The following is a 13,432-nucleotide window of genomic DNA, read 5'->3' as shown; positions in this document are numbered from 1 at the left end:
CCCATGTCTTCCTCCGACACCCCCGCCCGCGAACGCGCCGCCCACGGCCGCGACTCCGACGGGCGTTCCGACAACTGGATCGAGCGATTGCGGGCCTTCGTCGGGCTCGGCGCGCCGCAGACTCTGCGGGAAGAGTTCGCCGAGGCGCTGGACGAGACGGACGAGACCGATCTGTCCGTCTCGCCGCAGGAGCGGGTGCTGCTTCGCAACGTGCTCGGCCTGCGTGGCACCCGCGTCGACGACGTGATGGTGCCCCGCAGCGAAATCGTGGCGGTGTCCGACGACATCACGCTCGGCCAGCTGCTCGCGACCTTCGCCGCGGCGGGTCATTCGCGGCTGCCGGTGCACCAGGGCTCGCTCGACGAGCCGCGCGGCATGATCCACGTCAAGGACGCGCTCGCGGTCCTCGCCCGCGGCGCCGAGGGCGAAGGAACGGCCCTCGACCTCGCGACGGTGGACGTCGCCGCCCGCATCGGCGACGCCGACCTGATCCGGCCGGTGATCTACGCGCCGCCCTCCATGGCGGCGACCGACCTGCTCGCCCGCATGCAGTCGCTGCACATCCATCTCGCGCTCGTGGTCGACGAGTACGGCGGCGTCGACGGGCTCGTGTCGATTGAGGACATCGTCGAGACCATCGTCGGCGACATCGAGGACGAGCACGACGACGAGGAAGAGGTGCGGATCGCGGCCGATGGCGAGGGCGGCTTCGTGGCGGACGCCCGCGCCGCGCTGGAGGACGTGGCGGAGGCGGTGGGCCCCGCCTTCGACATCTCGAATTTCATCGACGAGGTCGACACGCTCGGCGGGCTGATCGTGACGCTCGCCGGCCGGGTGCCGGCGGAGGGAGACGTGGTGGCCGGCCCCGGCGGGCACCGCCTCGAGGTGCTGAAGGCCGATCCGCGGCGGGTCGTGTCGGTGCGCATCGTGCGCGGCGGAACCGACCCCGCGCGCGCGACGGACGAATCGGATACGCCCGGGAGCGCCGCGGACGCGGCCTGAGCCGTTTTCGACATCACAGGGCCCGACCGCCATGCCGCGACGTCTCGAGGGCCTATCGTCGTTCGCGGAACGGCTGACGCTGCTTTCGGGCTGGCGGCGAGCCTTGGCCGCCGTCCTCGCCGGCGCCGTTTCCGCCCTCGCCATGCCGCCGTTTTCGGTCTGGCCGGCGCTCGCCCTCACATTCCCCGTCGCCGTCTGGCTGATCGACGGGGCCTCCGGCGCGACGCGGCTTCGCAGCCTCTTCGCCGCGGCCCGCATCGGCTGGTGCTTCGGCTTCGGCTACTTCCTCGCAGGCCTGTGGTGGGTGGGCTCGGCCTTCCTGGTGGACGCCGACGTGTTCGGCTGGCTGATGCCCTTCGCGGTCGTCGGTCTGCCCATGGGGCTCGCGCTGTTTCCGGCCGCCGGCTTCGCGCTCGCGCGGCTCATGTGGAGCGGCGGCGCGCGGCGGGTCTTCGCCTTCGCGCTCGGCCTCGGCCTGGCGGAGCTCGCGCGCGGCCATGTGCTCACCGGATTCCCCTGGAACTCCTTCGGCTACGCGCTCGCCGACCAGCTCTGGCTCGGCCAGTTCGCCTCTGTGATCGGCGTCGAGGGCCTGACCTTCCTGTGCCTCGCAATCTTCGCCGCGCCCGCTGTCCTCGGCGACCTGCGTCCACGCGTCGGCCTCGTCGGCCTCGCCGCGGCGACGCTCGCGGGCCTCGCCGTGTTCGGCGTCGCGCGCCTCACGCTCGCGGGCGAGACGGAGTTCGATCCGAGCGTCACGGTGCGGGCGTTGCAGCCCGAGATCCCGCAGGACCTGAAGACGCAGGAGGCGGCCCGCGACACCATCATGGACGCCTACCTCGCGCTGTCGGACGAGGCCCACTCGCCGGAGGCGCGCGGCTTCGCCGACGCGACGCTGACGGTGTGGCCGGAGTCCGCGTTCCCCTTCCTGCTGTCGCGCGCCCCCGATGCGCTCGACCGCATAGGCCGCAGCCTCGCGCCGGGAGCGACGCTCGCAACCGGCTCCGTGCGCGGCGAGCGGCGAGCGGACGGCTCCGGCGCGGACTTCTGGAACGCGCTGCACCTCGTGGGCGACGACGGCTCGATCCTCGCCACCTACGACAAGATCCACCTCGTGCCGTTCGGCGAATACCTGCCGCTGCAGTCCTGGCTCGAAGCGATCGGGCTGGAGCAGCTGACGCGCCTGCAGGGCGGCTTCTCCGCGGGGGAGCGGGCGAACCTGATCGCGCTGCCGCAGGGGCCGCGCTTCCGCACGCTCGTCTGCTACGAGGCGATCTTTCCCGAGGAGATCGCCCGCGGGGACAGGCCGGATTTCCTGCTGAACGTCACCAATGACGCCTGGTTCGGCCACACACCCGGCCCCTATCAACATGCGGCGCAGGCCCGCGTGAGGACGGTCGAGCAGGGTCTGCCGATGGTGCGTTCGGCAAATGGCGGGGTGTCCTCGGTGGTCGACGCCTATGGACGGGTCGTCGCGTCGCTCCCGTTGGGTCAACGTGGGACAGTCGACGCGCGGCTGCCGCGTCCAATAGCCGCCACACTGTACTCACGTACCGGGGGCTGGCTTTTCCTTCTGCTGCCTGTGGTATTTTTGGTCGTTGTATGCATAAAGCGTTCCCGCGTTTGACAGGGAAACGCGGCAAGATCAAAATTGGGAACGTTGTTTATGTTGGGTGTTTTGATCTTTCTGCGCTAGCGCATGCGCAAAGCGAAACGAAGCAGGTTCGGCGGGGGCGACGCCGCACGCTCAAGTGTGCGAGGAGAATTTGATGATTAAGAAGACGCCGAACCCGGTCGACAAGCACGTCGGCAGCCGGGTGCGGATGCGTCGTGTCTTGATCGGCATGAGCCAGGAAAAACTTGGCGAAGCTCTCGGCATCACGTTCCAGCAGATTCAGAAGTACGAGAAGGGCACGAACCGCATCGGCGCCAGCCGGATGCAGCAGATCGCCACGGTGATGGGCGTTCCGGTGTCGTACTTCTTCGAAGATGCGCCCGGCGCCCTGGGCGAGGGTCAGCCCGGCTTCGGCGAAGCTCCGAGCTCCGACTACGTGGTGGACTTCCTGACCACCACCGAAGGCCTCCAGCTCAACAAAGCGTTCGTGCGGATCGCCGACCCGAAGGTCCGTCGCAAGATCGTGGACTTGGTCTCCGCGCTCGCCGAACCCGCGGCCTGAACGCGTTCTTGACCGTCCGCGCGGCTTCTGCGAGGAACAAAACCGTTCGGCCTACCGGACGGTTTTGTCTTCCTTTTCTGTCGCAGGAGACCGCTTGTGGCGCGTGCTGATTACCTGTTCACCAGCGAGTCGGTCTCCGAGGGTCATCCGGACAAAGTCTGCGACAGGATCTCCGACGAAGTGGTCGACATCTACCTCGGAGCCCTGCCCGAGGCGCGCGTGGCCTGCGAAACGCTTGCGACCACGAACCGCGTGGTGATCGCCGGCGAGGTGCGCGGCCCCGACAGCATCACCAAGGACCAGATCGTCGAGGCCGCGCGCGCGGCGATCAAGGACATCGGCTACGAGCAAGACGGCTTCCACTGGAAGACCGCCGAAATCGACGTGTACCTCCATGCCCAGTCCGCGCATATCGCGCAGGGCGTTGACGCCTCCGGCAACAAGGACGAAGGCGCCGGGGACCAGGGCATCATGTTCGGCTACGCCTGCCGCGAGACGCCCGAGCTGATGCCGGCGCCGATCTATTACGCCCACAAGATCCTGAAGCGCCTGGCCGAAGTCCGGCACTCCGGCGAGCAGCCGACGCTCGGACCGGACGCCAAGAGCCAGGTGACCGTGCGCTACGCGAACGGCGTCCCGGTCGGCGTCACCTCGATCGTGCTCTCGACCCAGCACACCGACGAGACCCAGACCTCCGCCGACATCCGCGCGATCGTCGAACCCTACATCCGCCAGACCCTGCCCGACGGCTGGGTCTCCGATGAGACGATCTGGCACGTGAACCCCACGGGCTCCTTCGTCATCGGCGGTCCCGACGGCGACTGCGGGCTCACCGGCCGCAAGATCATCGTCGACACCTACGGTGGGGCGGCCCCGCACGGCGGCGGCGCGTTTTCGGGCAAGGACCCGACCAAGGTCGACCGCTCGGCCGCCTATGCCGCGCGCTACCTCGCGAAGAACGTCGTCGCGGCCGACCTCGCGGACCGGGCCACGATCCAGCTATCCTACGCCATCGGCGTGTCGCAGCCGCTGTCGATCTATGTCGACCTCCACGGCACCGGCCGAGTGGACGAGGCGAAGCTCGAAAAGATCCTGGGCGACACGATGAGCCTGTCGCCGCGGGGCATTCGCGAGAAGCTTCAGCTCAACCGCCCGATCTATGCGCGCACCGCGGCCTACGGCCACTTCGGCCGCGCGCCGGACGCCGACGGCGGCTTTTCGTGGGAAGCGACGGACCTCGCCGAGGCCCTGAAGTCCGCGGTCGGCTGAGTTCGGCCAGACGTCTTTTCCGCGCGAGCGATCGAACGTCCCATGTCCGACGACACGCGCTACGAGGGCTCGTTCTTCGGCCGCCGCCGCGGCAAGCCGCTCCGCGCCGGCCGCGCGGCGCGGATCGAGGACGACCTGCCCCGGCTGAGGGTCGACCTCGAGGCTATCCCCGACGATCTGACCCGGCTGTTCGAGGCCCCCGTCTCCGAAGTGCGCCTCGAGATCGGTTTCGGCGGCGCCGAGCACCTGCTGCATGAGGCGGAGACCAACCCGCACATCGGTTTCATCGGCGTCGAGCCCTTCCTCTCGGGCCTGGCCAAGGGCCTGGCGGGCGTCGCCGAGCGCGGCTTGCGCAACGTTCGTCTCTACGACGACGACGCGACCCAGTTGCTCGACCGGCTGCCGCCGGCCTCGCTGGCGCGCGTCGATCTGCTCTATCCCGACCCCTGGCCCAAGACGCGCCACTGGAAGCGCCGCTTCGTCTCGGACCAGAATCTCGGCCGCATCGCCCGCGCGCTGAAGCCCGGCGCGCCGTTCCGCTTCGCCTCCGACATCGACACCTACGTCGCCTGGACGCTGGAGCATGCGCGCCGTTCGGACGCTTTTGAGTGGACCGCGCGCCGCGCCGCCGACTGGCGCGAGCCCTGGGCCGGATGGCCGGGCACCCGCTACGAGGCGAAGGCGATCCGCGAAGGGCGGCGCGGGAGCTATCTGATCTTCCGCCGGGTCTGACGCCTCAGACCGCCGTTCCACGCCGGGCCGCCCGCGACAGGCGGAACAGCACGAGCGTCGCCACGCCGAAGAACGCGACGGTGAGCGGCAGCGGGAGAACGCCGCCTGCGCCGATCGTGCGGCCCAGCGCGACGCCGACGATCGCCCCGAAGGCCATCTGGCTGAAGCCGACGAGCGAGGAGGCCGCGCCGGCGCGCTCCGGGAACGGCTGCAGCGCGGACGCCATGCTCTGCGGCATCACCAGCCCGACACCGAACATGTAGATCATCATCGGCACGACCACCTCCGCGGGAGAGCCCGGCCCCAGGGTCACGAGGCCCAGCATCAGGCAACCGCCGAGGGCGACCGCGCAGGCGCCGACGCCAATCGCGCCGTCGAGGCCCCGCGTTTTAACAAGCGGTCCTGCGGCGAGCGTGCCGCCGATGAAGCCGATGACCCCGATCGCGAAGGCCGCGCCGTAGGCGATCTCGGACAGCCTGTAGACCGACTGGAGGATGAAAGACGACGTCGAGATGTAGGCGAACAGCCCGCCGAAGGCGATCACGGTCAGGCCAAGATAGGACAGAAACCCCTTGTGCCGCAGCAGCACCTGGTAGCTTGCGAGCACCGTGCGCGGGCTGAGCGCGCCGGTGGTCCGCGTCCTGAGAGTCTCCGGCAGCAGGAAGGCGACGACGAGCATCTCGAGGGCGAGCACGACGGTCAGCAGCACGAAGGTGGCGCGCCAGTTGAAGGTCGTCTCGAGCACGCCGCCGATCAGGGGCGCCGCCGCGGGCACCACCCCGAGGATCGTCGCCATCCGCGCGAGTTCGCGGGCCGCGCGCGGCCCGGAATAGAGATCGCGCACGATCGACCGCGCCAGCACGACCGGCCCCGCGCCTCCCAACGCCTGCACGAAGCGGGCGGCGATCAGCATCTCGATCGACGGCGCGAGCGCGCACAGCGCGCTTCCAAAGGTGAACAGCGCGAGGCTCAGGATCAGCGTGGGCTTGCGGCCTCGCGCGTCCGACATCGGCCCGTAGACGATCTGCCCCGCCGCGAACCCCAGCAGGAACGCGGAGAGCGTGAGCTGTCCCGCGGCCGGGCTTGCGCCAAGCGCGGCCGTCAGATGGGGCAGCGACGGCAGATACATGTCGATCGCAAGCGGCCCGACCGCCGTCAGCAGCGCGAGCAGGCAGGTCAGGGCGAAGGTGTCGGGCCGCAGATGCATCGGACGCCGGGAGACGGGGCGGGAGGCTGCGCAGATAGGCCGGGGACCGGCGAGGTCGAGGCGCGTCGCGGCATGGCGCCGATGCGCGACGTCTCAGCCGTACCGGTGCAGCGTCGCGCCGTGGGCCTTGAGCCAGGCCTCCGCGCGGTCGTAGTCGGGAACGATGCGGGCGACGTGCGCCCAGTAACGCGGCCCGTGATTCATCTCCTTTCGGTGCGCGACCTCGTGCGCGGCGAGGTAGTCGAGCACGTACGGCGGCGCCAGAATGAGCCGCCAGGAGAACGCGAGATCGCCGGCGACCGAGCACGAGCCCCAGCGGCTCTTGGTGTCCTTGATCGTCATGCGTCCGACCATCACGCCGAGCGCCGCGGCGTGGCGCCGGACGGCCTCCGTGAGGTCGTCGCGCGCCTCGCGCTTCAGGAAGTCGCCGAGCCGGCGCGCCGCGTGCGGGGCGAGGCCATAGACCGCGAGGATCGGCGTGTCCCCCCGAAGGCCCGGCTCGACGCGCACGAGCCCGCGAACGCTCTCCTTCAGCACGATGCGGTGCGGCTCTCCCCGCAGCGGAATGATCTCGCCATGAGCGAAGGGCACGTGCTCCGGCAGTCTGGCGAGCCGCTGCTCGATCCAGCCGACATGACGCTCCACGAAGTCGCGCGCGGCCGCGAGCGACGTGCGCGCCGGCAAGGTCAGCGTCACGTCGCGTGCGGCGGAGCGCACCCGCAGCGTCATCCGCCGCGCCTGGGCGTTCCGTCGGATCGCGATCGCGACCTCTCCGAGCCGGGTGTCGACGCGCAGCGCGTCGTCCTGCAGACGCGCGTCGGGACGCGCGAGAAGCGGCAGGGCACGGAAGGCGCGGAACAGCGACATGGCGACCGGACGGTGGTGGGCCGACGGCCGGCGAGGCGGCGAATCAGCGTCGCCGCCGACTTTAGCCGCGCGGATTCCAGCTGCGCGACCCCTTCATGCTCAGCTCGCGACGCCGTCCACGGCTTCGAGCAGCCGCGCGATGTCCTCGTCGCGCGACAAGCGATGGTCGCCGTCCTTGATCAGCGTGACCACCACGTCGTCCTCGGCGAGGCGCTCGACCGTGCGGAGGGCGTGCTCCCACGGCACGTCCGGGTCGCGCATGCCCTGCAAAATGTGGATCGGCGCGCCGACTCGGATCGGACCGCCGAGCAGCAGATGGGCGCGGCCCTCCTCGATGAACCGCCGCGTGATCGGGTACGGCTCCGGCGCGTAGTCGCTGTGGCGAAGCCACCGGCCGGTCTCCAGGATCTCGGCGCGAACCTCCTCCGAAAAGCGGTCCCACATCAGCGTCTCGCTGAAATCGACCGCCGGCGCGATCAGTACGAGGCCGGAGGGGGGCCGCGCCATGCGCCGCGCGACCAGCAGAGCGATCCAGCCGCCCATCGAGGAGCCGACCAGCACGGGCGCCGGACCGGCATGCGCCTCGATCGCGGCGAGCGCGTCCTCGGTCCAGGAACCGATCGTGCCGTCCTCGAACCTCCCGCCGGAGGCGCCATGCCCGGAATAGTCGAACCGCAGCGCCGCGCGACCTCTCTCGGCCGCCCAGGAATCCAACGCGGTCGCCTTGGTCGCCGTCATGTCGGAGCGGAAGCCCCCGAGCCAGACCACGCAAGGACCCGTCCCGGGCCGCACGAGCAGCGCGATCTCGCGCGCCTTCGCGCCTTCGCCCACCGTCAGTCTGAGGGAGGTGATCTCGGACATGCGCTCGCCCCGCTGCGTTGGAATGATCCTCGCGGGGGTGCGGAGGATCATGGCGCGCACGCTTGCCACAGGACGGCGCGGACGTCACGCCGTCGGCGACGGGAAGGAGGGCCCGGCACCGCGCTTCAGTCCAGGCTCATTGCGCAAGCCCGGCGGAGGCTGCTAACCCCGCAGGCGACGTTCTGCGGCGGAAGACCTCCTTCATGACCTCTCCTCGCTTTCGCATCGGCACCCGTGGCAGCCCGCTCGCGCTCTGGCAGGCGAACCGGGTGCGCGACGACCTGATCGCAGCCCATGGCCTTGCGCCGGAGGCGGTCGAGATTGTGACCATCAAGACCACGGGCGACGCCATCCAGGACCGGCCGCTGTCGGAAGCCGGCGGCAAGGGGCTGTTCGTCAAGGAGATCGACGAGGCGCTGCTCGACCGGCGCGTCGACCTCGCCGTGCATTCCGCCAAGGACCTGCCCACCGAGCTTGCGCCCGGCACTGCGCTCTCCGCCACGCTGGAGCGCGCCGACGTGCGCGACGCGCTCATCGGCGGGTCGGCGCGGACTCTGAAGGAGCTGCCTGCCGGCGCGATCGTTGGCACCGCTTCGCTGCGCCGCGGCGCGCTGGTGCGGCGCCTCCGGCCCGATCTCGAGGTCGTCTCCTTTCGCGGCAACGTGCAGACCCGGCTGGACAAGCTCGGGCGCGGCGAGGCCCACGCCACGCTCCTCGCGCTCGCGGGACTGACCCGCCTCGGCCTCCAGGGCCACGCCACCGAGATCCTCGACGTCGATGACTTTCCCCCGGCGCTTGGGCAGGGCGCGATCGCGGTGACGGCGCGCGAGGACGACGACGCCACCCGCGAGGCCCTGCGCGCGCTCGACCATGCGGCGACGGCGGCCGCTCTCGCCTGCGAACGCAGCTTCCTCGCCGTCCTCGACGGCTCGTGCCGCACGCCGATCGCGGGCCTCGCACGCGCCGAGGAGGGCCGGCTCCGGTTCCTCGGGCTGGTGCTGTCGATCGACGGCGCGCGCACGGTCGAAGGCGCGATCGAGGGCGACGCCGCGGACGCCGCGCGGCTCGGCGCCGAGCTCGGCCGGGACGTCAAGGCGCGCACGCCCGCCGATCTGCTCGCGGCCTTCGGCTGACGGGCGGCGGCGATGAAGGTCCTCGTCCTTCGCCCCGAACGCGCCGCGGAACGCACCGCCCGTGCGCTCGAGGCGCGCGGGATGACGGCGGTCCTCGCGCCTGTGCTCGCGATCGAGACGCTCGACGCGGTCATTCCCGAGGTCGTCTATGACGCCGTCCTCGCGACCAGCGCCAACGGCCTGCGCAAGCTCAAGGGCCGGCCGGAGATCGGACGCCTGCGCCGGGTTCCGCTGATCGCCGTCGGCGACCGCACGGCGGAGGCCGGCCGCGAGGCGGGCTTCGCCGTCGTGCACGTCGCCGAGGGCGACGGCCGGTCGCTGGTGGCGGACGCCGCCGCGCGGTTTCCGACGCCGTCGCGTTTCCTGCACGCCGCCGGCGCCGACCGCGCCTTCGACGTGGCGGGCGCGCTGGCCGCGCATGGCCATGCGATCGACGTGGTCGAGCTCTATCGGGCGACCGCGGCCCCCGCCCTGCCGGACGCGGCGCGGACCGCGCTTTCCGCCGGCGAAGTCGACGCCGTGCTGCACCACTCCCGGCGCATCGCCGAGACCTTCCTGACGCTTGCAGCCGCCGCGGGGCTGACGGAGGCGATCCGTCCCCTCCCCCACGCGGCGCTGGCGCTGCGGGTGGCGGAGCCTCTGTTCGCGGCCGGTTGCCCGATCGTTGGGGTAGCGACGCGACCGGACGAGGCCGCCTTGTTCGACGCGCTCGCCGGCGTGATCAACCCCGGCTCGCAATCCGGGGGCGAGCGTTCTAATTAGGGAGCGGCGGACGCCCGGAGACGGACGGCCCGATCTTCCCGTGACCAGTCAGGAGCGGCCTATGGCGGACCCCAAAGGACCCGAGACCACGACCGGCGGCGGCGCGCCCTCCGCGCGGCCGAAGGCTCCGACGCTCGACCTGAAGGCCGCCGACGTGACGCCCAAGGATGCGGCGAAGGACCCGTCCTCCGCGACGGCGACGCCCGCCGACCCCAAAGACGCGCCCAAGCCTTCCAGCCCGGCCTCGACGGCGAGCGCGCCGCAGTCGGGCGCCGCATCGCCCACAGGCGCGCCTGACGCCAAAGCGGCCGACGTCAAACAGCCGTCCTCGAGCGCCGCGGCTCCCGCGTCGGCTGGTCCGACGTCGGCCGGCGGTCCCGGCGCGCGCCCGGCCGGCGCGACGCCCAGCTTCGGCGGCGCGAAGCCGACCGAATCCGGCTCGCCCAAACCAGGCGCCGCCACGGGGCCTGACCTGTCCAAGACCGGCGCCAAGTCCGACTCTTCGAAGTCGGACCTCGGCAAAGGCGAGCCCGGCAAGCCGGCGGACCTCAGGCCTTCGGAGTCCAAGCCTTCGGAGTCCAAGCCTGTCGATCCGAAGCCTGCGGACACCGGCGCCCCGACCCGCGTCGCGGCGGCCGTGACCCCGGCGCGCGGCGGCGCCGGGGTGCTGGGCCTCGCCGGGTCCGCGCTGTTCGGCGCCGCGATCGCGCTGGGCGTGGTCGCGCTTTATGGCCAGGAGCTCATTGGCGGGGACGGGAGCCAGTCGATGCGCGTCACTGAGGTCGAGAGCAAGCTCGACGCGGTCGGCCTCGATGTGGCCGCTCTCCGCGAACGTTCGGGCCAGACCGCCCAGACCGCCGACACTTCGGCCATCGAAGCCCGCATCTCCGAGCTCGCCCGGACCATCGACGGCTCCGGCGCGCGCGTCGCAGCGCTCGAGGGCGAGATTCGCGGCCTCGCGGGTCGCGAACAGGCGCCGACCGTGGACCCTGCCGCCGTCGACGCCCTCACGAAGCGCGTCGACGGACTCGAGTCGAAGATCGCCGACATGCCGACCCGCGAAGCGATCGCCGAACTCGGCGCCCGGATCGACGCCGCGGTGAAGCCGCTGGACGAGAAGATCGCGGCGCTCGACGCCGCGCTCAAGGCCCGCCCGGTGGGCGATCCCGCGGCGCGGCTGGTGACGGCCTTCGCCGCCATCGACCAGGCCGTCGCCGCCGGCCGGCCGTTTCCGACGGAGCTCGCCGCCGCGAAGGCCGCCGGCGGCGACGTCGCTGCGCTCGAGCCCTATGCGGCTGGCGGCGCGCCCACCAAGGCCGCGCTCGGCGCCGAGCTTAAGGACGTGATGGCGAAGCTGCCGTCGCTCAAGCCAGCTGCCGACGCGTCCGTGTTCGACCGCCTCGTCGCGAGCGCGGGCTCGGTGGTCAAGGTCACGCCGGCGACCGCGCCGGCCGGATCGGCGCCCGCGGACGTACGCGCCCGGGTCGCCGCCAAGGCTTCCGCCAGCGACGTCGAGGGCGCCCTTGCCGACATTGAGGCGCTCGATCCGGACGCCAAGGCCGCCACGGCCGCGTGGGCGGACAAGGCGAAAGCCCGTCTCGCCGCCGACGAGGCCCTCGCCACCGCCCGCACCGCCGCGCTTGCGCGCCTCGGCGCCACCGACTGAGGTCCATCGAACATGGTTCGCGTTCTGATTTACCTCGCTCTTGTCGGGGTCTTCGCCTTCGGCGCCGTCTGGATCGTCGACCGCCCCGGCGAGCTGGTGCTCACCTGGCAGGGCTACCGTGTGGAGACCAGCGTCGCGGTCGCGCTCGCCTTCGTGGCGGCGCTCGTCTGCGCCACCGTCGTGCTGTGGAACGTGATGCGCTGGATCCTCGCGGGGCCCGAGGCCTTTGCGCTGTTCCGGCGCAACCGGCGCCGCGCCAAGGGCTATAAGGCCATCGCGCGCGGAGTGGTGGCGGTCGGCACCGGCGACGCCCGCCAGGCCGGGCGCGAGGCCTCCGAGGCGCGACGCCTGCTTGGCAAGGAGCCGCTGACTCTGGTGCTGGCGGCGCAGGCCGCGCAACTCGCGGGCGACCGCACCGGCGCCGAAGCCGCCTTCCGCGCCATGACCGATTCGCCCGAGACGCGCTCGCTCGGCCTGCGCGGGCTGTTCGTCGAGGCCGAACGCCGCGGCGACCGCGCGGGCGCCAAGGCCCTCGCCGAGGAGGCCGCGCGCCAGTCGCCCGAGACCCCTTGGGCCGGCCAGGCGCTGTTCGATTTCCAGTGCGCCGAGCGCGACTGGGGCGGGGCGCTCTCGACGCTCGAGCGGCTGTCGGCCAACCGCCTGATGGACAAGGCCGAGGTGAAGCGCCGGCGCGCCGTGCTGCTGACGGCCCAGGCGACCGACGGCGCCGCCGCCGACCCCGCGCTCGCCGTGAAGCGTGCCCGTGAGGCCCACGGCCTGGCTCCGGACTTCGTGCCTGCGGCTGCGCTGGCGGGACGGCTGCTCGCCGAGCAGGGCGACCCGCGCAAGGCGTCGAAGATCGTCGAAGCGACCTGGGCCAAGGCGCCCCATCCCGATCTCGCCGAGGTCTACGTGCACGTGAAGCCCGGCGACCCGGCGCTCGCCAAGCTGAAGCGCGCCAAGGCCCTCGCCGAACGCTCCGGCGACGATCCGGAAGGGCTGCTGGCGGTCGCCCGCGCCGCGATCGCGGCCCGCGAGTTCGAGACCGCCCGCGCCGCCGCCGACAAGCTGATCTCGATCCGTCCGACCGCCCGCGCCTGCCTGCTTATGGCCGAACTCGAGGACATCGAGAGCGGCGACACCGGCAGCGCCCGCCAGTGGCTCGCCCGCGCGCTGCGTGCCGCGCGCGACCCGGCCTGGGTGGCCGACGGCGTGGCCAGCGACACATGGGCGCCCGTGTCGCCCGTCACCGGCCGGCTCGACGCCTTCGTCTGGAAGGTTCCGGTCGAAGAGACGCGCCCGAAGCTCGCTGCGGACGCCTGGCTCGACCAGCGGCCGGGCGCCGACGCCAGCATGATCGCGCCCAGCGCGCCGTCCTCGGTGCTGCCGCGCAAGATGCCCGAACTGATGGACCCCGCGGATGCGCCGCCCGCTGCGCAGGCGGTCGTCGCCAAGCCCGTCGTTTCGAAGGCCGAAGCGCCCAAGACCGATGCGGTGAAGACCGGCGTCGTCGAGGTGGTCCCGCCCCCGAAGAGCGAGGCCCCCGCCGTCGCGACCGCCATGCCGATGCCGTCGAAGCCCTTGGCGGCCAAGCCGACCGCGGCCGTGTTTCCGCTGACCCGCGCGCCCGACGACCCGGGTCCAGGCGCCGCGGAGCCCGTCGACGCAGTCGCGACCAAACGGTTTCCAGCGGACCGGCCGAGCTTCTAGCCTTCGACCTCACCTTGTCCCACGACGCTCCACGCCGCATTTAGGA

Annotated in this window: 12 protein-coding genes; 9 read left to right on the top strand and 3 right to left on the bottom strand. The window is 71.8% G+C overall.

Features of this window, described 5'->3' with window-relative positions; translation table 11 throughout:
* The first annotated feature begins 3 nt into the window (after nt 1–3).
* The 5 genes from JOD31_RS10560 (at nt 4) to trmB (ending at nt 5,180) form a co-directional block, all read left to right on the top strand.
* Nucleotides 4–1,002, top strand: coding sequence for a transporter associated domain-containing protein (locus JOD31_RS10560; protein WP_204950270.1), 999 nt, complete (start codon nt 4–6; stop codon nt 1,000–1,002).
* 31 nt (nt 1,003–1,033) lie between these two features.
* Nucleotides 1,034–2,629 carry an apolipoprotein N-acyltransferase gene (gene lnt, locus JOD31_RS10555; protein WP_204950269.1) on the top strand — a complete coding sequence of 532 codons (1,596 nt, stop codon included), beginning with the start codon at nt 1,034–1,036 and terminating at the stop codon, nt 2,627–2,629.
* A gap of 142 nt (nt 2,630–2,771) precedes the next feature.
* A complete protein-coding gene (locus tag JOD31_RS10550; protein WP_204950268.1) occupies nt 2,772–3,179 on the top strand; it encodes a helix-turn-helix domain-containing protein in 408 nt (135 codons plus the stop codon).
* Between the two features lie 96 nt (nt 3,180–3,275).
* Nucleotides 3,276–4,448, top strand: coding sequence for a methionine adenosyltransferase (metK, locus tag JOD31_RS10545; RefSeq protein ID WP_204950267.1), 1,173 nt, complete (start codon nt 3,276–3,278; stop codon nt 4,446–4,448).
* A 42-nt stretch (nt 4,449–4,490) separates the two neighbouring features.
* Entirely contained in the window at nt 4,491–5,180 is a 690-nt protein-coding gene (gene trmB, locus JOD31_RS10540; RefSeq protein WP_204950266.1) for a tRNA (guanine(46)-N(7))-methyltransferase TrmB, read from the top strand.
* A gap of 4 nt (nt 5,181–5,184) precedes the next feature.
* On the opposite strand, the gene JOD31_RS10535 is transcribed toward trmB, so the two are convergent.
* From JOD31_RS10535 to JOD31_RS10525, 3 genes are all read right to left on the bottom strand, one after another.
* Nucleotides 5,185–6,387 carry a multidrug effflux MFS transporter gene (locus tag JOD31_RS10535; RefSeq protein WP_204950265.1) on the bottom strand — a complete coding sequence of 401 codons (1,203 nt, stop codon included), beginning with the start codon at nt 6,385–6,387 and terminating at the stop codon, nt 5,185–5,187.
* Nucleotides 6,388–6,480: 93 nt separating this feature from the next.
* Nucleotides 6,481–7,254, bottom strand: coding sequence for a M48 family metallopeptidase (locus JOD31_RS10530; RefSeq protein ID WP_204950264.1), 774 nt, complete (start codon nt 7,252–7,254; stop codon nt 6,481–6,483).
* 99 nt (nt 7,255–7,353) lie between these two features.
* Nucleotides 7,354–8,115 carry an alpha/beta hydrolase gene (locus JOD31_RS10525; RefSeq protein ID WP_204950263.1) on the bottom strand — a complete coding sequence of 254 codons (762 nt, stop codon included), beginning with the start codon at nt 8,113–8,115 and terminating at the stop codon, nt 7,354–7,356.
* Between the two features lie 203 nt (nt 8,116–8,318).
* Between JOD31_RS10525 and hemC the strand changes: the two genes are divergently transcribed.
* The 4 genes from hemC (at nt 8,319) to JOD31_RS10505 (ending at nt 13,386) form a co-directional block, all read left to right on the top strand.
* Complete coding sequence (gene hemC, locus JOD31_RS10520; RefSeq protein WP_204950262.1) at nt 8,319–9,248, top strand: hydroxymethylbilane synthase; 930 nt, start codon at nt 8,319–8,321, stop codon at nt 9,246–9,248.
* A 12-nt stretch (nt 9,249–9,260) separates the two neighbouring features.
* On the top strand, nt 9,261–10,010 hold the full coding sequence (locus tag JOD31_RS10515) for a uroporphyrinogen-III synthase (RefSeq protein ID WP_204950261.1): 750 nt from the start codon (nt 9,261–9,263) through the stop codon (nt 10,008–10,010).
* A 61-nt stretch (nt 10,011–10,071) separates the two neighbouring features.
* On the top strand, nt 10,072–11,676 hold the full coding sequence (locus JOD31_RS10510; RefSeq protein ID WP_204950260.1) for a COG4223 family protein: 1,605 nt from the start codon (nt 10,072–10,074) through the stop codon (nt 11,674–11,676).
* Between the two features lie 12 nt (nt 11,677–11,688).
* Nucleotides 11,689–13,386, top strand: coding sequence for a heme biosynthesis protein HemY (locus JOD31_RS10505; protein ID WP_204950259.1), 1,698 nt, complete (start codon nt 11,689–11,691; stop codon nt 13,384–13,386).
* Nucleotides 13,387–13,432 lie beyond the last annotated feature (46 nt).

This window comes from Methylopila capsulata (assembly GCF_016907975.1).
In the GTDB taxonomy this organism is placed as follows: domain Bacteria; phylum Pseudomonadota; class Alphaproteobacteria; order Rhizobiales; family Methylopilaceae; genus Methylopila; species Methylopila capsulata.
The sequence above is the reverse complement of the archived record's forward strand: the minus strand, read 5'-3'. Positions and strand labels throughout refer to the sequence as shown.